We start from the raw sequence: 19,582 nt of genomic DNA, 5'->3' as shown, positions 1-19,582 counted from the left end.
TGCCACGTTTAAGCGCGGGAGCAGGCGGCGTTGACGCGGGCAGCTGAATCGCGTGCCCGGTGGGATTAAAATCCTTTGATCTTAAACAGGCTGGTCACGCTCTCGTTGTTACTGATGCGTTTGATCGCTTCGCCGAGGATGCTGGCGACACTGAGTACAGTGATGGGCAGTCCTTTCGGATCGAGCGGGATCGAGTTGGTCGTGATGAGCTCATCGATCAGGCCGGAGCGAAGACGGTCGTAGGCGATGTCGTTGAGCACGCAGTGACTGACGGCAGCGCGGATACTGCGGGCACCGTGTTCGCGAAGGATTTTCGCAGCGGCGGTGAGCGTTCCGGCGGTCTCGGTGATGTCGTCCACGAGGAGGATGTCGCAGTCCTTCACTTCGCCGACGACGTTGATCGCTTCGACGGTGGTGGCGTTGGTGCGCTTCTTGGCGACGAGGCCGAGGCCGGCTCCAATCATGTCGGCGTAGGCGGCGGCCATTTTGATGCCACCGACATCAGGCGAGCAGACGACGAGCTTCTCCTTGTTGATGGTCGAAAGATAATTGAAGAAGACGGGCGAGGCGTAGAGGTGATCGACGGGGATGTCGAAGAAGCCCTGGATCTGCTGGCTGTGCAGATCCATCGTGAGCACGCGGTTCGCGCCGGCGGAGGTGAGCAGATTGGCGACGAGCTTGGCGGTGATGGGCACGCGGGGCTGGTCTTTGCGATCCTGGCGGGCGTATCCGTAAAACGGCAACACGGCGGTGATGCGGTGGGCCGATGCGCGCTTGGCCGCATCGATCATGATGAGCAGCTCCATCAGGTGATGGTTCGTCGGCGGGCAGGTGGACTGGATGAGGAAGACGTCGTGGCCGCGGACGTTCTCGTTGATTTTCACGAACGACTCGCCGTCGGGGAAGCTGGTGACGGTGGCCTCGCCCAGCGGAATGCCGATGTGGCGGCAGATCTCCTCGGCGAGAGGGCGATTCGAGTTACCTGTGAAGATTTTAAGCCCGGGCTTGTTGCTCATGCGATGTGACGGAGAGGTTGCGAAGTGTTAGACCGGGGCGGAAGGCTTTTCTAGCCGACTCTCAATTTCGTCCACGCGGCGGAAGAGGTCCGGGAGGCGTTTGCGGAGGACATTGATGCGTTGCTCCAGGTTGTAAGGCAGGCAGGGAGAGCCTTTGACGAAACTTCCCGGATCGAGATCGGAGTTAACGCCGGTCTGGCCATCGATTTTGGCACCTTTGCCGACCGTGAGATGCCCCGCGAGGCCAGCCTGACCGCCAACGACGACAAAATCTTCGACCGTGGTGCTGCCGGAGATGCCGGCCTGAGCGCAGATCAGGCAGTGCTGACCGATGACGACATTGTGGGCGATCTGGACGAGATTATCTATTTTGGTGCCAGCCCCGATCACGGTTTGGCTGAAGCGGGCGCGGTCGAGGGTGGAGTTGGCACCGATCTCGACGTCGTCCTCGATGATGACGTTGCCCAGCTGGGGGACTTTTTCGTGGCGGCCGGCGATAAATTCGTAGCCGAAGCCATCGGACCCGATCACGACACCGGCCTGGAGCCGCACGCGGTTTTTGAGGACGCATTCGGCAGTGACCGTGACACCGGGCATGAGCCAGCAGTCGTCGCCAATCTGCGCGGTGCGACCGACGAAGGCACGGGCCTGAAGATGAGTGCGTTCACCGATGCGCGCTCCGCTTTCGATGATGCACAGAGGACCGATGGTGGCGGAGGCCGGGATTTTCACGTCGGGTGCGATCACGGCAGTGGCGTGAATGCCGGGCGCTGGTGTGGGCCACAGGAGACGTTCGACGCGGGTACACAGGCGGACGAGTGCGACGGAAGGTTTGTCGACGAGGAGGAAAAGCTGGCCGGGATTGGGTTCACCAACGTAATCCGCCGGGAGCAAGACCACGGAGGCGGCGGTGGTGGCGACTTCGGGTTTGTACTTGGGGTTGCCGAGAAAGGATAGATCCCCGGTGCGCGCGGTGCTCAGCGAGGCGATGCCGCGAACGATCTCGTGCGTGTTTCCGCGTGTGGCGTGGGCCTGGACGATGTCGGCGATTTCAGCCGGAGTGAAGTTGAGCTCCATGGTCGGATGCAGCGTGCAGGGGAGATAAAGCGAGGCAATCGCGGAGGGTTAAAATGAAAAGCCCCGCTCATCGAAGAGCGGGGCAAATATTAACCGGATCGAAGCGTGATTACTTCTTGGTACCGGGGAAGAGGACGGACGGGGTCTCGCCTGGCTTGGCAGCGGGAGCTGGAGCGGCGGCGGCTGGAGCGGGGAGCCCGGCGGGGCGGGTCTTGTTGATCTCGGCCATCACTTTATCGGTGATGTCGTAGGAAGGATCAGCGTAAAGGGTGGCGGCTTTTTCGACGAGGAGGGTCGCGCCTTCTTTCTTGGCGATGTCCGTGGCGATCTTGGAGATTTCTTCGATCAGCATCTGGCGGAAGGCGCCGATCTGCTGCTGGACCATACGATTCGCATCGTTGCGGTACTCGTTGAACTGCGCTTCTTTTTTACGGACCTCTTCAAGCTGCTTCATGGCATCGCCTTCAGCGGCCGTGCGGGCGTCGGCGGTCAGCACGGGATTCTTGGTCTGCTCGACGAGCTCCTTGTACTTCTCAGCGAGGGCTTGCCCGTCTTTGACGATCTTCTGGATCTCCTCGTTGATCTTGGCTTCCTGACCCTTGAGTTTTTCCTGCTGCTGCTGGGTGCTGTAATGACCGTCAAAAACCTTGGCCAGGTCGATGACAGCGATTTTTGGGGCCGTCTGCGCAGAGGCGAAGAGCGCGGAAACGCTCAGCGCGGTGGCGGCAAACAGGGTCTTGAGGGAGGTCTTCATGGTGTGGGTGTTTTTGGAAAAGAAAGAGCTGTGTAGAAATCAGAACCGGGTGCCAAAGGAAAAGTTAAATTGATTTCCTTTGTCGTTCTCTTTGTCGGTCGTGAGGGGAATGCCGAAATCGAGACTGAGCGGCGCGCCGGCAACGAAGAGGCGGAGGCCGAAGCCGAAGTTGTCGTTGTAGTAGGCCGGATTGAAATCGTAGGAACGTGAATTCACGAAACCGGCGTCGTAGAAGATCGCAAAACGGACCGGGCTGACGATGTCCACCGAGTACTCAATGCTGAGCATACCGTAGCTTTTGCCACCGATGACGTAGCCTTGTTGGCGAGGCCCGACATCGCGCTGCTCGAAGCCGCGGAGCGTGTAGGGCCCGCCGAGGGTGAAGAGCTCGTAGTAGGGCACTTCAGAATCGCTGTAGCTATCGAGCACGCCGAAACGGCCGATCACGCCGATGACCTGCTCTTGCGCGCGGAAGATGGGGAAGAACTGCGAGGTGCGGGCTTCGACGCGGTAGTAGTCGTAGTCGCCACCGAGCACGCCGCCAGCGACATCGAGATTGAGCTCAACGCGTCCGCCATCGGTCGTGTTGACGATCTTGTCGCGCGTATCGCGCTCCAGCTGGAAGCCGACTTTGGAGACGTTGGTTTTGCCCTCACGCGCACCATAGAGAAAGGCAACCTCGTCGATATCCTGAATCTTGGTCTCGGTGTAATTGTACGAGAGACGGCCCACGACGAGTTCGAAGAGGCGTTTGCGCGTGTAGATTTCGCCGCCGGTATCGACGCGCTCGTAGTACGAATTGTCGTAGTTCTGGCTCGTGCGGTAGATCGAGAAGCCGAGCGCGAGTTCTTTCTCCAAGAACCAAGGCTCTTCAAACGAGAGCATCGCTTCGCTGGAAACGGAGCCGATCTGGAGGCGGATGCGGAATTTCTGGCCGTCGCCCTGGAAGAATCCCTTGCGGTTGAAGAGGTCGAAATTGGACTGCGAGAGCTCGGCGAAGAAGACGGCTTTTTCGAGCGAGCTGAAACCGGCGCCGAACTGGAGATTACCCGTGCGACCTTCCTTCACGGCGACCTTGAGATTGCGGCGGCCGGGGATGTTGGTCGATTCGTGTGTGATGTTCACGTCGTCGAAGAAGCGCGTGTTATCCAGACGGAGTTTACTGCGCTTCATGCTGATGAGATCGAAGATCTCGCCGGGCCCGAGCGTGAGCTCACGGATGATCACGATGCTTTTGCTCTTGGTGTTGCCCTCGATCTTCACCGACTCGACGAAGAACTGTTCGCTCTCGGTGATCTGGTATTCGACGTCGATGTTGCCGGTGGCGATGTTAGGCTTGCGGACGATGCGCACGCGGGTCTCGAGATAGCCGTCCTTGCCATAAAATTCCTCCAGCGTCTCGACGTCTTTATCGAGTTTTGAGGGAGCGAAGATCATGCCCGAGCCCTGCTGGGCAAGCAGGGCTAGCAAGCGTGAAGGGTAAAGTTTATTTCCCGAGAAGGTGACTGTACCGATGCGATACTGGCGACCCTCGGTGACCTGGATGGTGAGCAAGAGTTTACCGGGTTTCGGGTAGTCGTAGATGACTTTTTCCTGAGGGACTTCGACGTCGAGATACCCCTGCTCGCGGTAGTAATCGCGGAGTTTGTCGAGGTCGTCCTCAAACTGCTCGTCCTTGTAACGGCCGCTGCCGGTGAGCCAGGAGAACATCCACCAGCGCTTCGTCTCGATCGCTTTGCGCAGGGCGCGGGCTTTGACGTGTTCGTTGCCGATGAAGCGGATGTCGGAAATCTTAACCTTGGGGCCTTCCTTGATGTTGAAAATAACGGTGCCGTAGCCCGTGGCGCGGTCGCGATCAATGGAGTAATTGACCGAGATCTGGTTGTAACCGGTCTTCTGGTAATACTCGCGGATCTTCTCGGCGTCTTCCTTCACCTGGCGCTCATCAAGCGAGGCGTTGGGCTTGGTCTTGATGTCTTTTTCGAGGCGGCGGCTTTTGACACGCTCGTTGCCTTCGAAACGAATCATCAACACGCGGTACTTCGGCGTAACCTCGACCACCAGGTTGATCACGCGGGCATCCAGCACCTCGCGCTTCACTTCGATGAACTCGAAAAGGCCGGTGCGGTAGAGCGACTGGATGTCACGATCGATCATCGTGTCATCGAGCTCAGAACCTTCGCGGGCCTGCATATTGGCACGGACAACCTGCTCGTTGACGTTGGCCGTGCCCACAAAGCGGACCGTGATGGAACCTACTTTATACGGACGACTTTCGGCTTCTCCCGGGACTTGGGCTGCCAGCCGCAAACCGGCGAAAACGGCAAAAATAAAGACAACAAGGAACCTGACGGCCCCGGCAGCAGGGCTACTGAGTGAAGTTTTCAAAGCGGGTAATGTCTCGGAGGAAGGTAAGTTTGAGTTCTCCTACCGGTCCGTTTCGTTGCTTTGCAACTATTAACTCGGCGGAGTCGGAGGCTACTTGGAATTTTTCGTCAGCGTCTTTGGGGCGGGCCAGCATGAGGACTACGTCTGCGTCTTGCTCGATCGATCCGGATTCGCGCAAGTCCGAGAGTTTCGGGGTGCGGTTCTCTTTTTCGGCCGAGCGGTTGAGCTGACTTAATACAAGCACCGGCACGTTGAGTTCCTTCGCAAGTGCTTTAAGTCCGCGGGACATTTCGGCGACCTGCTGTTCGCGCGGCGTTTTCGAGTCGGTCGGGGCAAGCAACTGCAAGTAGTCCACCACGATGAACCCGAGCGGCGAACGTGCATGGAGACGCCGGGCCTTGGCACGGAGCTCCATGATCGAGAGATGGCTGGAATCATCCAAGTAGATGGGCGACTTGGTGAATTCATCGGCGACCTGCAAAAGGCGCTGCTGTTCGTCGCCATGTTTGGAAAGCAAGCCGTCGCGCAGGAGCTTCATATTCACGCGGGCACGTGAACATAGCATACGGAGCGCGAGCTGGGCCGCGCTCATTTCGAGACTGAACACCAGTGTGGTCACTCCCGTGCCGCGTTTCGGCATGGCGGCGGCCTCAGCGAAGTTCAGTGCGAGCGAGGTTTTGCCCATCGAGGGACGCGCCGCGAGGATGATCATTTCCTGCCGCTGAAAGCCGAAGGTATACTCGTCGAGATCCTTGAAGCCCGAGCTCACGCCCGTGAGTTCGCCCTTCTTCATCATCATCTTCGTGATGACGCCCATCGCTTCAGTAACCGGCCCCTTCATGGATTTCGCCGCGTCAGAAATGCGATCCTGCGTGACGGCGAACAGCTCCTGCTCGGTCTTGTCGATGAATTCCTCAAGGCCTCCTTGGTAATTATAGCAATTTTCGACAGCCGTGGAAGCGACCTTGATCAACTCGCGCAGGAGAAAAAGTTCGCGGATCTTTTCGATGAAATATGGTGCCTGCGCCGTCGTCGGGATGCGTCCGCTGATCTGCGTGAGATAAGCGTAACCACCGACCTGCTCCAGCTGCTGAGTCGTCTTGAGATCCTCCGACAACACCGCGAGATCAATGGGCGCTCCGCGATTGTAGAGATCGACGAGTTTTTCGAAGATGACTCGGTTTGCTGGCGCGTAAAACGCAGCCGCCCCCAGTTTGCCTTCGAGACATCGCGCGATGGTGTCATTGCCGTCGATCAAACAGCACGAGAGCAGGTACTCCTCGGCCTCGATGCTGTGCGGCGGTGAACGTCCCATGAGGCTGGGCGCGTGTGCTCCATCGGCAGAATCACCGTTGTCGCGAAAGCGTTTTTTGAATCGTGGCGCGTCGTCAGCCATCGGGAAAAATCAGGCGGTGGAGCGAAGGGGCTGCGACACGAATTGCAACGGCAGGTTAATCTTAGTTGCTCACACGAAATTCGCAGCGCCTGTGCCGTCTGAACGGGTCAAAAAAAAGCCGCGCCTAAAAGGGCGCGGCTTCAAATGGCGCAGTTAGAACCGGGAAGCTTGTTTAAGCTTACTCCGACTTCTTGCGGTAGGATTTTTTCTCGGACTTGGGAGCGGCTGCGGCGACTTCTTCAGCGGTCGGGACGATTGGGTTTTCCGACACGACGTCGAAGCTGATGGTGACCGAGAGATCGGCGTGAAGTTTGATCGTCACCTCGTGCTTGCCCAAGGTCTTCACTGGCGTGTGGAGGAGGATCTTCTTCTTTTCGATCTCGATGCCCGCTTGGACGAGCTTCTCGTGGAGATCCGTCGCGGTGATCGCGCCAAACATCTTGCCGCCTTCGCCCGTCTTCACGGCGAAAGCGATCGAGGTCTTCTCCAGCTTCTTGGCGAGTTCCTGCGCGCCCTGGATTTCTTGGGACTCGCGCTCAGCGCGGCGCTTCTTCAGCGACTCGACCTGCTTGCGATTGGCGAGGGTGACTGGAGCCGCAATCTTGCGGGGGAGGAGAAAGTTGCGGGCGTAGCCTGCGCGGACTTTGACTTGATCGCCTTCGGCGCCGAGGCCTTCGACTGGTTTGAGCAGCAAAATTTCGCTGTGTGCCATGATGTTAAGGAGTTAGGTTGATGTTTGAGTTGTAAATCGGGCCGCCAACAAACGCCGGAAGGCACAGGTCAACGGTTAGGATGCGGTGAAAATTTTACGCGAAGCGGAGTGGATTCTCAGACGCCTCCACCTCTGTCAATGCCCGTTTTCCCTTCTCCAAACAGGAAACGCTGAAGCACTCACCCACTCCCCTTCAGATCACCAGCCTGAAGCCACCCTCCAACCGGCCGGGCAGTAAACTCCGAGCAGCTGTGTACTTATCCTCAGCCAAAATCGGAACATCTACGGATGTCGGGGCAGGGAAACCGGCGCTAATATAAAATCCTCGTAAAAGACGCCGCTCCAGCAGCGCCAATTACTCGCCACTTCAACCCGGGAGAAATCATGCAGCCGACCATCCAGCAGTCGCAGATCGTCCACCACCGCGTATCCGTATCGCCCGCACCGCTAAGGAACCAACGGAATCCCCCCACCCTTGCCTCCTTTAACTCCGGCCACGGCATGATAAAAGCCTCCCCGATCCCGGTTGATCTCGCCCGCACCCTCCTCGCCTTGCTACCGGGCCGCGCCGCGCTCCTCGATGCCAGCGGTCTGGTCATCGCCTGGAACGATCCTCCGTCTCTGAACAGCGACTACGACGCCTCCGCTCGCCCCTCAGACATCGGCCTGATCGTCACTCCCCTCAACGATACAGGCGGCATCACCCTCGTCTGGGCTCCCGAGGCCGACGCCACGGCAGGCACCGGTAAAAGGCCCTCCCGCGCCCTTACCGCCAGCCGCGCGCAAATCTGCGATCTCACCTCACGCCTCATGCACGCGCAGGAGGTTGAACGCAAAAAAATCGCCCGCGAGCTCCACGACGACCTCGGCCAGCGCCTCGCCGCCCACGCCCTCGCCATCGGCAATCTCAAACAACACCTCACCAACAACCCCACCTCGCTGAAGGAACGACTCCTCGCTCTCGAAAACGACGCCGTCGAGCTCGGCGAATCCATCCGCATGGTCTCCCACGAGCTCCACCCCGTCCTGCTCGAACGCCTCGGCCTCTCCGGCGCGCTGCGCGCCTTCGCCTCCGAATTCTGCGACTGGTCCGGCCTTCGCCTCGTCCCCGATATTCAAAATTCCCCCGCACCTCTGCCCGGCCTCGTCGCCATCGCCACTTACCGCATCGCCCAGGAAGCGATTCGCAACATCGAGCGCCACGCCCACGCCACCAGCGTCCATATCAAACTGCGCTTCACCGCGCACCACCTGCACCTCGTCATCGAGGACGACGGCATCGGCTTCACCGCCGATACCCGCTCCACCCCCAAAGGCCTCGGCCTTACCAGCATCGAGGAACGCGTCCGCCTGCTCAACGGCCGCCTCCGCATCGATGGTCCCCGCGGCCGCGGCACCACCCTCACCGTGCGCATCCCCACCCTACTCACCGCACCATGAAACGCCCCCACGTCCTCATCGCCGACGATCATCAAATCCTCCTCGAAGGTCTCCGCCAGCTGCTCACCCCCGAGTATAACCTCGTCGGCCTCGCCTGCGACGGCCGCGAACTCCTCACCCTCGGCCGCAAGACCCGCCCCGACCTCATCGTCACCGACATCGACATGCCGGGCCGCACCGGCCCAGACGCCATCGCCCAGCTCAAACGTGAAGGCATCACGCCCAAAGTCATCTACCTCACCATGCTCGCCGACATGGACACCGCCGTGAACGTCTTCCGCGCCGGCGCCTCCGGCTACATCCTTAAACACTCCGCCGTCACCGAGCTGCTCAACGCCATCAAAGAAGTCCTCGCCGGCCGTGTGTACATCACCCCCCGCATCTCAAAAGAAATGCTCGGCCTATGCCTCCACCCATCCTCTCAAGACTCGCACACGCGCCCCGCCATCACCCCGCGCCAGGCCGAGGTTTTGCGTCTCATCGCACAAGGCCTCACCATGAAAGAGGTCGCCGCCGCCCTCGACATCTCCAAACGCACCGCCGAGGCCCACAAATACCAGATGATGGAACACCTAGGCCTGCGCACCCTCGCCGAACTGATCCAATACGGCCTGCGCACCCACGTCCTCGCTTCTCACCCCACCATGCCGCACCTGGCGGCCTCTCCCGAGCCCATCCGTATTTTTGCCAATCCCCGCGCGTAACTTGTGCGCATTCACACCCGCGCGCGCGCGCGATAAACTGGCCGCACCATGAATCGACATACACAGCGGGACGGGGATGCGCAAACGGCGGGCCGGCGGAAAACAGGCGACCAGCGGCGTATCCGTATTTTGGTGGCCGACGACAATGACTTCATGCGGCACTGCGTCCGCCTCATCCTCACTCGCGATGGCTGCGAGGTCGTCGCCACCGCCGCCGATGGCGAGGAACTCGTCGCCTGCGCGACGCTCCACCCGCACGACCTCATCGTCACCGACATCCACATGCCGCGCATGAACGGACTCCAGGCCACCCGCGAGATCCTCCGCCGCCACGCCGGCACCCGAGTCATCCTCCTCACCAGCGACGACGACTACGAGACCGCCCGCATCGGCTTCGAAATGGGCGCCATGGGCTACGTCGTCAAAGACGGCATGACCACCGACCTCCGCGACGCCGTCGAAGCCGTGCTCGCAGGGAAAGTTTTCCTCTCCGGCTGCGTCGTCCGCTACGCCTACGCGCCCGGCCACGCCACCCCCGCCGAGCGCGCCGCCACCACCGTCGATTTCACCGCCCTGTGAGCCCCCGCACTCCCATGAGCGACGAACTCCGCCAGCACCTGAAAGGCTGCCTCGTCCTCGTCACCTCCGACGGCGAACACTTCCACCGCACCCGCATCGCTGAAGTCACGCCTTCGGGCCGCCACGTGCGTCTGGAAAACGATGAGCCCGTGCCCGGCGGCCTCGAACGCTGGCGCGCGCTCGACTCGATCCAGGTGCTCGAAGCCTTCGCCTCGCCCGCCGCCTCCTCTGTCATGCACGGGATTGTGCATCTGAAAAATCCCTCCACGCGCCACCGACCCGCCGTGCCGTTTCCTCCCATCGGCTCCGCTCACAACGAAAACTCCAACATCCTCGCATTCCCTATCCCCGCCTCCGCAGATAACGCCTCCGTCCGCGCTGCCATCTCCCTGACCGCCTCCACTCCATGATCGCACTCCGGCCCTGCCGACTGCGATCAGCGCCAGTCAGCCTCCAATAAAAAAGCCCCCGGAAATGCGGGGGCCTTTTGTTATCTAAAATCGAATCGCGCCATCCTTAGAACGGCACGTCTTCGTCGATATTCTCCTGCGGAGGAGGCGTCGGACGCGAGTTCGTGCGCGGCGGCGGCGTGTGCCGCTCGACAGGCGCAGTCTGGTCGATGCCTTCATCAGGACCGCCCTGACCACCAGCGCCAGGACCACCCGCACCACGGCTGGAGAGGAACTGTACGTTCTCCAGAACAACCTTCAATTTGCTGCGCTTCTGCTGGGTCTGCTTGTCTTCCCACTGATCGAGCTTGAGACGCCCTTGAACGAGCGCCGGGCTGCCCTTGGTGAGATACTTGGCAACCAGTTCGCCCTGCTTACCCCACGCCTCGATATCAACGAACGTCGTCTCATCGCGGGTCTGGCCCGACTCGTCCTTGAACTGGCGGTTCACGGCGAGGCCGAACTGGCAGATGGCGGTGCCCTTTGGCGTGACCCGGAGTTCCGGATCGCGCGTCAGGTTGCCAACGAGGATGACTTGGTTGAAAGAGGCCATGGGGCTTTAGCGCACGCAGTCGTGCTTAGCGGGATTGGACGAAGGAGATGTGGACGCTGTTGTTGAGGCGCAGGCGCTCTTTGAGCTGGGCCGGACCGGCGGGAGGAGCGGCGAAATCCACCTGCACGTAGGTCGCGGCGGTGAGTTTCTTGTCGGTGACGCGAATGAAGTCGCGCTTGCCGAGATTCTCCACGGCGGTGACTTCGCCTTGGACGGCGGCGATGTCAGTTTTAACACCGTCGATGATTTGTTCGACGGTGTCTTCTTTGCCGCGGTTATCGAGGATGAAGGTCGCGCGGTAGGTACGTTTATTTTGGCTCATTTTTTTCTCTTCTGTTAAGTGTGTTCATGGCCCGCTCAGTTCCTTGTTCGAGGAGGAGTTGGAGGCCGGATAGGTAATGGTCGAGTGATTGATCGATGATCGTTTGTTGGTCGGGGGTAAATTTGCCGAGGACGAAGTCCTTGAGGTCCATTTGCGGAGGCTGCTTCGGACCGACACCGAGACGGTAGCGGATGAAGCCATCGCCAAGATGCTGGAGCAGACTGGCGACACCGTTGTGACCGCCCGCGCTGCCGGTAAGGGAGATTTTCACCAGGCCCAGATCGATGTTCAGATCGTCGTATAGGACGACCATCGATTTGGGCGGAATGCGGTAAAAACTTCCGAGGCTCTGGAGCGAGCGGCCGCTGTCGTTCATATAGGTCAGCGGTTTCACGAGCAGAATACTCTGCCCGGGAGCGCGGTCCCAGCGAACGGTCTCGGCGTCGTAGGCGCGTTGCTTTTGCCACGCGAGACCTTGGCGACGGGCCAGAGCATCGAGGACGAGAAAACCCGCGTTGTGGCGGGTGGCCTCGTACTCGCGCCCGGGGTTGCCGAGACCGGCAACGAGCGAAATGGACATGACTCAAAGAACAATCGTCCGGGCCGTTCGCGGTCAAGCGAAGCGGCCCAGGCGGGAAACTTACTTCTTGGCGGCGGGCTTCGCAGCAGCGGCGGCTGGCTTGGCAGCGGCACCAGCAGCGGGCTTCGCGCCAGCGGCGGGAACAGCGGCACCGGCGGCAGGCGTGGCACCAGCAGCGGGAGCGGCGGCGGCACCAGCGGCGGGAGCAGCACCAGCGGCAGGCGTGGCGACAGCGGCAGCCTCTTCGGCAACAGGCTCAACGCACGAGACGACGGACTGGGCTTTATCGTCGAGGAAATCAACGCCTTCGATGGCCTTGAGTTCGCCGATGTGAAGGGTCTCGCCGACTTTCAGCTCGGTAACATCGATCGCGATGTATGGAGGAAGATCTTTGGGGAAACAGCGGATGCGCAGATACTGCGATGGCGTTTCGAGAACGCCGCTCTGGTTTTTGACACCAAAGGATTCGCCAACGAGCTGGAGGCGGACGCGGATCTCCATCTTCTCGTCAGCCTTCACTTCTTGAAGATCGACGTGAAGATACTTGTCGGTGATCGGGTCGCGCTGCACTTCCTGAAGGAAGGAGAGAGCGCCGGAGGCCTTGCCGTCCTTGCGCTGCAATTCGACAAGCGCAGCGGAACCGGCGATGGCCTTAAGGAGGCGGGTGAACTCCGGACCATCTACCGCGAGAGTCTCGGGGCTGGTGTGCTTTCCGTAGAGGATCGCAGGAACTTGGTTGGCCTTGCGCAGACGGCGGGAAGCAGAGCGGCCCGTGCTAGCGCGAGGAATGACGTTTAGTTTGAACTGTTGTTTGCTCATGGTTTCGTTCCCCCTGTCACCCCGGGAATCGAGGGCAGGCGTAGTGGAAAAGGGCGGCGAAAGAACAGGCCCACGCCCGGCGAAGCAAACAAAACTTTGGATGAGGTAGAGAATTTCACGGGATGAACTAAAACTATCGTTGACAAGCCCGCTTCGCCGCCTGTCCTTTCGCCCCTCTTTAGGTTGGTTTATTGCCTGGTAGCTCAGTGGCAGAGCAGGTGACTGTTAATCACTTGGTCGTAGGTTCGATCCCTACCCGGGCAGCCATCTCCATCAATGAGATGCGCAACTTCTAAGAAATTTCTGAAAAGATGCTTGGCCACTTCTTGGCCACTTTTTTGATCCTCCGGGGCGCGGTTTTTACCACAGTCGATTTTGCGCCGAACTCCTAACGAAAGGTAGTGGCTGACAGCATTAACCCTCCGTTTTCGCGGATTAGCTACCGTCCTTCTATTCGCAACGAAGACGGCAGCGGCAGATCAACCGACGGCGTGAAAATATTCCTACTCCTAAAAGCCGGTGGCGAACCTAAGAGCGCGTGTTCGCGTAGTGCCGCAGTCGCTCCCTCATCAAAACTGGGCTCATTCAAAATTCGCCACGGAGCAGAAGCCCAAGGCGGAGGAGCAATCCCAACGCTGCTTGCCAGGTGTTCAGCGTAAGCCGCAAGCCAAGCATCAGCAATGTCCCCTTGGGTAAACTTCTCCCGCAATCTCTCCGGTTCACTGACTATAGTCGCTGCCGCCTGCCCACGCGAAGAAACTTTTCGCAGCTCATGTAACCAGTCGCGGAGATACCACCCAAAATCGGAAATCGATTCGGACAACTCTGCGATTTCTTTCAAGGATGAGGGGCGTGCCTGCATGCAGGCTTCATGATGATCGCATGCGTTATGAGGCGAAGATCAAAACGACTAAGTCGCCGAGCGATTGGCCCGCGATACGAAGACGCAGCCTACGGATCAGAGTACACCACCCACCCTCGCCGACCGGATTAACTCCATCACCTCTGTTTCATCGAAGAGCACTACCCGCGCATTGATTTTATGCCGGGCGATTTTGCCGTCATCAGCCCAACGGAAAATCGTTCGAGTGCAGACGCCGAGCCGCCCGGCGATGATCTTTGCTTTGCTGAATTTGCGGCCCGTAAGTCCGTCCGTTGCCTCAGCCTGACGCGGAAGTGTTTTCGTTGTGATCATGGACTAGATTTTTCGACGAAACCGCTAACGTCCAAGTGCGCGCATCTACCGAAAAAGTGGTACGTCACCTACCGAAAAAAGGGTAGTTCGCTTTGCGCTGGCTGGCCGTCAGCCCCGCGCGCTTTGGGCTGTAGACGAATTCCGGTGGCGAACGAATCGATCTCGTATTTGCGATCATTCATGAGCTCGGGCTGGGCTCGCAGTTTTGCCAGCGAACGTTTCTCGATAGCCTCAATGAGTGGTTCGAGGTTGTGCCCCCGTACCGTCACGAGCCACTCCCCTATCATGATCTTGATCACATCGGGTTCGGAATAGCTGTAGCGCATCAGTGTGAAATGCGACCACGGGAAATGCGTACGGGCATCGCCATCGTCGAATGTAACGCCGGACGGTTGATTGGCCGTTTCGAAATGATGCTTTGGCCTCCTGATGACAGGGTCGTTGATCATAGAGAATAACGCTGTCCCTTAGACTGTTCTTCTCTCATCGCGTCGCTCAGCTGTGCCCTGCGAACGAGATCGCTGAGATTTTGTTGCACGCGAGAAGTCATCTGCTCGCGCTCCGCGAGTCTGCGCCGCTCAACAAATTCAGTCGCTAACTCACGACCGCGGTCAGGCTGGGAGAGGCGGCGGAAAATCTCCTCCTTTTGAGAAACGTAGATCGCATGCGCGCCTCGAAACCGAGTGTTGCCGACGTAGAACTGGCGACGTGCAAGCGCACGTGTCGCGACTTCGCCCAGCACGAGCAACGATTCTTCCGAAGTGGTGCCTTGAGAACGATAGGACGTGAGCGCGTGACCGTAAGTCCACGCCGCGAAATCAGTCGGCAGTTCCTTTCCGTCCGTGAAAACGACCCTGCAGGTTTCCGGCTCCACGAGCGCGACCTCTTTGAAATCTCCGTTCGCGAGCCCGCTTTGAGGATGATGACCGCGGATCAAAATTTTATCACCCTTCGCGACAGACAAAGCCTGCACGCGCCCAACGTTGAACGCCGTGCTTTGCTTTCGCGTGATCTTGGCTTCACGACCGTCTGCGCCTTTCGCGATGAGCCCGTTCCGCAATATCGCCACCACTTCGGCAGCGGCACCGCGTTTAAAAAATCGCGTGTCGCGCGCGAAGAGCAACCGGTCGCCTACCTGGTACTGATTCCAATGCGCCCTCTGCTGTAGCGTCCAAGTTAGCGGCTTCACGGCTTCGCGGACCACTTCAGTTTCACCGAGGAGGCCAGCGTCGCGTAGTGCCGGACGTGCCTGCGCGTTGAAGCGATCGATCTCGTCCCAGAACGGAATCACGACCAGCGTTTCGATTCCCTTCACTTGATTCGCGACGTAATGCTCAGCCGCTTTCGCGAACAGTGCATCGTCCGTTTCCGCTTCACGGATAAGCCCTCGCCTATCGGCGTACTCAAAGGCGTCGGCGACTTCGCCCGACGCGAGCAAGCGACTGAACTGACGATCCTCTTCATTGCGTTGGCGCAACACCTCCGCGAGTCGCGCCACCGGCGTCTGCGAATTGATGATTACATTCCGCAACGCGTCACCCCGCTCCACACTGTAATGCTGTTTCGTGTCACCAACGAGGAGCAGACGAGCGCGAAGATTATACGTGATCTGCGTGAGTTGATCGAGTTGCCGCGTGGACAGCAGACCAGCTTCGTCCACCAACACGACACGGCCGACCGCTTGCGATTGGAGACCTTGGCTCACGAGGAACTGCTGAACGGTATCTGCACTTTCAAAACCGCTTTTCACCAGTGCATCGCGCGCCTTCGTTGTCGGTGCCAGCGGCATGAAGCGCTGCCCGCCTGACTTCAGGTGGGATTGCTCAATGGCTGTGAGAACGGTCGTCTTGCCGGTACCCGCGTCACCGACCAGGACGCTCACAAAGTCACGACTTCGGAGAATCGCTTTAGCGGCATTTCTCTGCCCGACGGTTAGTGTCTCCGGCAGATCGCCGGCACCGCCTATTCCGAAGCGTTGATTCTTTCCGTTAACGACGCGTTGCACCGTAAGCGCCTCTTCACGGCAGATCGATCGCAACGTCATCTCCCCTTCCTTGCGGATGACATCCGGATGGGTTGCCAGCGCTTCGCGAAGCTCGCGCCAGTGAAAGAAGTCCGGATGGAATTCCAGCGCGGCGCTTAACACGACTCCTTCGCGCGCTACGCTGGATCGCTCGTAGACGTGTCGCAGCGCCGCATCTAGGACGACGCGCGCTTGGCCGTGCGACCATTGCTCACGCAAAGGCTCGGCACGCGCGGCGCGCACGAGGTCATCCAATCCGCGCGCTTCGCTTTTGGTGAGCTCCGCGCGCTGACTCATGCGGACAGCCTCAGTGCTCGCTTCGGTCAGTTTGTCGCCACGAGATTCCCGCACGAGCACTTCGACTTCACCCTTCGATGCTTTGCGCCCCTTTTTCGCCGAAAGTTCTTCGGCTAGTTTATTAACCTGGTTAGAGCGTTTCGAGAAACGCTCGCGCAGGTGCTCGACACCGCGAACCGAGAACCCGGTCGAACTCATATCATACGGCTCGTAACCAAGCGCACGGATCCGACCGGCGAGTTCACGATAGAGCACCTGCCGCAAATACGGCGAAGCGCGGATCATCTCCGCCGGCTGCAGCGCGAACCACGCATTGCGCTCCGCATCCCATGTCGCGTTCGCGAGCACGGCATGCGCGTGCAACTGAGGATCCAAAGCCCGGCTCGCGTCATGAATGAAAAGCCCGCCGACAAAATTGCCAGTTAGTCGAAACGCTTCGGTAGTCGCCGCGTTACCACGCCGCTCACGAACCGCTGCATAGCGCTCCATCTCGCCCAGCACCATCTTCACGGACTCGATGAACGCCTCGCGCACGCGCTCGTCGTTTCCGACCATCGCCAGTACACTCACATCTTTCGGCGCGGAAAGTTGGATGTCCGAAAACGCCACGCGGTGCTTTCGTTCACGCGCGGTCAACTGCTCACCCGTCTGCGGATGTCGGTTCTCGCGCAAGGCGTCGAAAGGATCATCGGTGACCGTTCCCGATAGTCCCAGCGCTTCCGCAGCCAGACCGATCCATTCGCCCTGCACCTCCCGCTCGCCTTCAGCCCAGTAGTCGTTCTTCCGAAGATGGTGCGTAAGGTAATTCCTCCCGTTATGAATGACACCCGGTGTGATCATGCCCAACAGAAGGCCGGAGCACGATCACCCACACAATGGACTGCTCCTACCGAAAAAAGGGTAGGCGCATCGTTCCGCCGGGGTCGCTGGCTTCGACGAGCTCAGAGGCCTGCAGAGCTCGTCATTATTTCTTGGTTACAGAGACGCAATACCCTACGGAGACGTAGGACGTGCAGGCGTTCGAAATTCATGCGTGCAAACACGCAAACACACCGCTCCGCTCTTTCACAGTTCTCGCTCAATCCAATGACGAAAAACCACGCAAATTCCTTCAAGTGCAGTCAGTGGCACTTGAATTTCGTGATCAGTTTCGGTTAAATTTCGGTGCACTTCTTAAACAAAAAGACCGTTTATCCCGCATAATTCATCAGCCTCAACTACCAGTTATTTTTCAAGAGCAGCAGTAGATCGCAGGTTGCGCGTCCCGTTCCTTACAGGCCGATGCGAAAGAAGATAATAGCCAAACTAACTGGATGAAGTAAGGGCTTAGAACCGGCTTTTTCATAGCGGATTCGAATCCCGATAGGGAAAGCGCTGTGGCCACGAGCGCGACTTGCCATACAGCCGTTGGATTTGCGGCTGCAGCTTGAGCGTCAGAAATAGCCGTAGACCAGTCAGCCCCTCGCACTAAACGCTGGATTCCTTTGTTTTCCTGCCAGTTTGGAGCCGTTTTATAGGAAAGAAGCTTATCAGCAATTTGCTGGGGTTCGAATTTCACGCGCGATAAATTCTTCAATGCTTGAGCTACTGCGACATGAAATGCCGACGCACCCGTAGTAGCATCTCCATGTTTGCAGTGGAAAAACGTTACTTGGTTAGGAGATATTCCGAGGTAGTCGGCCCACTCATCATTAAGATCCGTGCAGACAAAATGGCTATAATTTGCCGCCAAACTGTCTTCAACTATTCCAAATATTGATGTTGGATCAAACTTAGTGGTCGCATTCGTGTATGTTTCTACTGGGCCCTTTTCGGAGGTTGCATGATCAAGTGGCGCGTGTGCATGCAATAGCCGCTGCACAAGAGCAGCATCCTGCAGAAAGCTTGAACGCCGATACAAACTCCCCGTCGCGTAGAAGAATTGCGGATCGGAAAAACTGACACTGAATGCGTCTTCACTTCCGAACCAAGAAGACAAAGGACGTCGCGTATTATCGGATGGATCGACCAAATTCCAGCCAGACGCACTATCAACAGTAGTACCAAACCTATTAGTTAGCCGCTTAAGTTGAACGTGCAGGGCTCCCTGGCCTTCTGCTATCCATCGCTTGAGATTGGTCGCATCCGGATTCAGCTCAAACACAACAGAAAGACGCTGCTCGAGATCGGCTTGCTTATCGGTCGCATGCTCGAGAGTGAGATCTTTTTCTTCGATACACTCTTCCAGCTTTGCCAAATCCAATAAAAGTCCGGTTGGGTAAACGTTGGCAGGTAAATCCGAGATCGCGATCGGGAGCGAAAACGCACTGAGAAAAGGCGAGGAATGTCCGGAGGATATCTCATCGATTAACTCGTCCATGAACTCGACTAGATCGGATACTCCGCATCGGTCTCCGCCTTTTTGAACACGCCCCGTACTGGGCGTTATGGATCGCGTAGGTTCACCCGGGACCACTAATTGGAAGGCTGTTGGGATAGACCGACCTGCTCCGGCGGCAGGCATAGAAGTCTGCAGATCGTCAGCTTCAAAGCGAACTCCCCGTAGATCGGTTGTTCCAAGTGTCATTCTCTTAGTTGAGAGCTTTTGATAACGTGCGGTATCACCCCACAAGTGCGTAAGCTTGTCTCGGGAAATTGGCTTAATCTTCGACTTAATCGCCGCTTCAACACCAGATACGCCCCGTGTAAAAAGACCCAAAAAGCCACGGAACTCTATCATCAGGACAAATCCGTAACGGGTTTCCTGTAGCGCCCCATGGCGCAAAAATGTAACGGGCGGATTGTATTTAAAGCACACGTACGAATGATAAACCGAATTGCCGTTAAAATTTTTTTTAACGCGCACTTCCATGGCTCCCACCCGCTTTGCGTTCACAGCCTCAAGTATTTCCTTGAGCGAAACGCGTACAAAACTAGCCGAAAGCTCTTTTGGTAGGGCAAAAAATTTCGCGGCTGGGGAGATAAGCAATTGAGAACTCTGCGCTTTAATCGAGGTAGGCATGGGGTATGAAATTTCCTCTGACAAAGTTCCGTCGCACACAGTCGGAACTTCGGATGAATTCAGGATCGGGCGACCGATAAATCGAGGAGACTTTAAGTGGCGTTAGAGGCTTTTATTTGAGGACCTGGAAAGAGAATCGCCGAAACCGATGTCTTCATTATGGCTGCACTTTTGCCGCAAGCGCGACTCCCGCAATAGGTTGTTAGTAGCGCAAAAATGCATCGTCGATCAACGTGAATTTCGCCGAAACCACCTCTCATCAAACCAAGCGAGGCAA

At 58.2% G+C, this 19,582-nt stretch carries 17 protein-coding genes, 1 tRNA gene and 1 pseudogene; 5 read left to right on the top strand and 14 right to left on the bottom strand.

Annotated features, from left to right (window positions below):
• Positions 1–65: 65 nt before the first annotated feature.
• The 6 genes from CMV30_RS13080 to rplI all read right to left on the bottom strand — a co-directional run bounded on the left by CMV30_RS13080 (position 66) and on the right by rplI (position 7,343).
• On the bottom strand, positions 66–1,016 hold the full coding sequence (locus tag CMV30_RS13080) for a ribose-phosphate diphosphokinase (RefSeq protein WP_096056456.1): 951 nt from the start codon (positions 1,014–1,016) through the stop codon (positions 66–68).
• A gap of 27 nt (positions 1,017–1,043) precedes the next feature.
• A complete protein-coding gene (gene lpxD / locus CMV30_RS13075; RefSeq protein ID WP_096056455.1) occupies positions 1,044–2,093 on the bottom strand; it encodes a UDP-3-O-(3-hydroxymyristoyl)glucosamine N-acyltransferase in 1,050 nt (349 codons plus the stop codon).
• Between the two features lie 109 nt (positions 2,094–2,202).
• Positions 2,203–2,847, bottom strand: coding sequence for an OmpH/Skp family outer membrane protein (locus CMV30_RS13070; protein WP_096056454.1), 645 nt, complete (start codon positions 2,845–2,847; stop codon positions 2,203–2,205).
• 39 nt (positions 2,848–2,886) lie between these two features.
• Entirely contained in the window at positions 2,887–5,082 is a 2,196-nt protein-coding gene (gene bamA, locus CMV30_RS13065) for an outer membrane protein assembly factor BamA (protein WP_245844181.1), read from the bottom strand.
• 133 nt (positions 5,083–5,215) lie between these two features.
• Positions 5,216–6,550 (bottom strand): replicative DNA helicase, encoded by a 1,335-nt coding sequence (gene dnaB, locus CMV30_RS13060; protein ID WP_245844179.1) that lies wholly within the window; start codon positions 6,548–6,550, stop codon positions 5,216–5,218.
• Between the two features lie 259 nt (positions 6,551–6,809).
• Positions 6,810–7,343 (bottom strand): 50S ribosomal protein L9, encoded by a 534-nt coding sequence (gene rplI / locus CMV30_RS13055; protein ID WP_096056451.1) that lies wholly within the window; start codon positions 7,341–7,343, stop codon positions 6,810–6,812.
• Positions 7,344–7,727: 384 nt separating this feature from the next.
• Between rplI and CMV30_RS13050 the strand changes: the two genes are divergently transcribed.
• Genes CMV30_RS13050 through CMV30_RS13035 form a run of 4 tightly spaced genes read left to right on the top strand, consistent with a single transcriptional unit; the run spans position 7,728 to position 10,476 of the window.
• The gene (locus CMV30_RS13050) at positions 7,728–8,783 is read left to right on the top strand and encodes a sensor histidine kinase (protein WP_096056450.1); all 1,056 of its coding nucleotides are present in this window, start codon (positions 7,728–7,730) and stop codon (positions 8,781–8,783) included.
• On the top strand, positions 8,780–9,487 hold the full coding sequence (locus tag CMV30_RS13045) for a response regulator (protein ID WP_096056449.1): 708 nt from the start codon (positions 8,780–8,782) through the stop codon (positions 9,485–9,487). Before CMV30_RS13050 ends, CMV30_RS13045 begins: the two co-directional genes overlap by 4 nt.
• A 48-nt stretch (positions 9,488–9,535) precedes the next feature.
• Positions 9,536–10,066: a response regulator gene (locus CMV30_RS13040; RefSeq protein ID WP_096056448.1), complete on the top strand. Its 531-nt coding sequence runs from the start codon at positions 9,536–9,538 to the stop codon at positions 10,064–10,066.
• Positions 10,063–10,476, top strand: a complete 414-nt coding sequence (locus CMV30_RS13035) for a hypothetical protein (RefSeq protein ID WP_138223290.1) — start codon at positions 10,063–10,065, stop codon at positions 10,474–10,476. The genes CMV30_RS13040 and CMV30_RS13035 overlap by 4 nt, the downstream gene beginning before the upstream one ends.
• A gap of 106 nt (positions 10,477–10,582) precedes the next feature.
• Here the strand turns inward: CMV30_RS13035 and CMV30_RS13030 are convergent, their stop codons facing one another.
• From CMV30_RS13030 to CMV30_RS13015, 4 genes and pseudogenes are all read right to left on the bottom strand, one after another.
• Positions 10,583–11,068, bottom strand: a complete 486-nt coding sequence (locus tag CMV30_RS13030) for a single-stranded DNA-binding protein (RefSeq protein WP_096056446.1) — start codon at positions 11,066–11,068, stop codon at positions 10,583–10,585.
• A gap of 25 nt (positions 11,069–11,093) precedes the next feature.
• A complete protein-coding gene (locus tag CMV30_RS13025) occupies positions 11,094–11,390 on the bottom strand; it encodes a 30S ribosomal protein S6 (RefSeq protein ID WP_096056445.1) in 297 nt (98 codons plus the stop codon).
• Complete coding sequence (gene pth, locus CMV30_RS13020) at positions 11,377–11,970, bottom strand: aminoacyl-tRNA hydrolase (protein WP_096056444.1); 594 nt, start codon at positions 11,968–11,970, stop codon at positions 11,377–11,379. The genes CMV30_RS13025 and pth overlap by 14 nt, the downstream gene beginning before the upstream one ends.
• A 264-nt stretch (positions 11,971–12,234) precedes the next feature.
• Positions 12,235–12,789 (bottom strand): annotated as a pseudogene (locus tag CMV30_RS13015) (50S ribosomal protein L25); the annotation flags it as partial.
• A 192-nt stretch (positions 12,790–12,981) separates the two neighbouring features.
• On the opposite strand from CMV30_RS13015, the gene CMV30_RS13010 reads away from it, so the two are divergent.
• Positions 12,982–13,056, top strand: a tRNA-Asn gene (locus CMV30_RS13010).
• A gap of 691 nt (positions 13,057–13,747) precedes the next feature.
• Here CMV30_RS13010 and CMV30_RS13005 read toward each other — a convergent pair.
• The 4 genes from CMV30_RS13005 to CMV30_RS19520 all read right to left on the bottom strand — a co-directional run bounded on the left by CMV30_RS13005 (position 13,748) and on the right by CMV30_RS19520 (position 19,305).
• Complete coding sequence (locus tag CMV30_RS13005) at positions 13,748–13,984, bottom strand: helix-turn-helix transcriptional regulator (RefSeq protein WP_096056442.1); 237 nt, start codon at positions 13,982–13,984, stop codon at positions 13,748–13,750.
• A gap of 68 nt (positions 13,985–14,052) precedes the next feature.
• Positions 14,053–14,433, bottom strand: coding sequence for a hypothetical protein (locus CMV30_RS13000; RefSeq protein WP_096056441.1), 381 nt, complete (start codon positions 14,431–14,433; stop codon positions 14,053–14,055).
• Positions 14,430–17,144 (bottom strand): MobF family relaxase, encoded by a 2,715-nt coding sequence (mobF, locus tag CMV30_RS12995; protein ID WP_096056440.1) that lies wholly within the window; start codon positions 17,142–17,144, stop codon positions 14,430–14,432. The genes CMV30_RS13000 and mobF overlap by 4 nt, the downstream gene beginning before the upstream one ends.
• A gap of 391 nt (positions 17,145–17,535) precedes the next feature.
• A complete protein-coding gene (locus CMV30_RS19520; protein ID WP_138223289.1) occupies positions 17,536–19,305 on the bottom strand; it encodes a hypothetical protein in 1,770 nt (589 codons plus the stop codon).
• Positions 19,306–19,582: the final 277 nt, after the last annotated feature.

The organism is Nibricoccus aquaticus (assembly GCF_002310495.1).
GTDB lineage: Bacteria > Verrucomicrobiota > Verrucomicrobiia > Opitutales > Opitutaceae > Nibricoccus > Nibricoccus aquaticus.
The sequence above is the reverse complement of the archived record's forward strand: the minus strand, read 5'-3'. Positions and strand labels throughout refer to the sequence as shown.

Bases quoted from the DNA above. Each gene is read 5' to 3' on its own strand.
- CMV30_RS19520 (WP_138223289.1), bottom strand. From the start codon at position 19,305: ATGCCTACCTCGATTAAAGCGCAGAGTTCTCAATTGCTTATCTCCCCA.
- CMV30_RS13025 (WP_096056445.1), bottom strand. From the start codon at position 11,390: ATGAGCCAAAATAAACGTACCTACCGCGCGACCTTCATCCTCGATAAC.
- dnaB (WP_245844179.1), bottom strand. From the start codon at position 6,550: ATGGGACGTTCACCGCCGCACAGCATCGAGGCCGAGGAGTACCTGCTC.
- CMV30_RS13080 (WP_096056456.1), bottom strand. From the start codon at position 1,016: ATGAGCAACAAGCCCGGGCTTAAAATCTTCACAGGTAACTCGAATCGC.
- CMV30_RS13040 (WP_096056448.1), top strand. From the start codon at position 9,536: ATGAATCGACATACACAGCGGGACGGGGATGCGCAAACGGCGGGCCGG.
- CMV30_RS13030 (WP_096056446.1), bottom strand. From the start codon at position 11,068: ATGGCCTCTTTCAACCAAGTCATCCTCGTTGGCAACCTGACGCGCGAT.
- pth (WP_096056444.1), bottom strand. From the start codon at position 11,970: ATGTCCATTTCGCTCGTTGCCGGTCTCGGCAACCCCGGGCGCGAGTAC.
- CMV30_RS13070 (WP_096056454.1), bottom strand. From the start codon at position 2,847: ATGAAGACCTCCCTCAAGACCCTGTTTGCCGCCACCGCGCTGAGCGTT.
- lpxD (WP_096056455.1), bottom strand. From the start codon at position 2,093: ATGGAGCTCAACTTCACTCCGGCTGAAATCGCCGACATCGTCCAGGCC.
- mobF (WP_096056440.1), bottom strand. From the start codon at position 17,144: ATGATCACACCGGGTGTCATTCATAACGGGAGGAATTACCTTACGCAC.
- rplI (WP_096056451.1), bottom strand. From the start codon at position 7,343: ATGGCACACAGCGAAATTTTGCTGCTCAAACCAGTCGAAGGCCTCGGC.
- CMV30_RS13045 (WP_096056449.1), top strand. From the start codon at position 8,780: ATGAAACGCCCCCACGTCCTCATCGCCGACGATCATCAAATCCTCCTC.
- CMV30_RS13005 (WP_096056442.1), bottom strand. From the start codon at position 13,984: ATGATCACAACGAAAACACTTCCGCGTCAGGCTGAGGCAACGGACGGA.
- CMV30_RS13000 (WP_096056441.1), bottom strand. From the start codon at position 14,433: ATGATCAACGACCCTGTCATCAGGAGGCCAAAGCATCATTTCGAAACG.
- CMV30_RS13050 (WP_096056450.1), top strand. From the start codon at position 7,728: ATGCAGCCGACCATCCAGCAGTCGCAGATCGTCCACCACCGCGTATCC.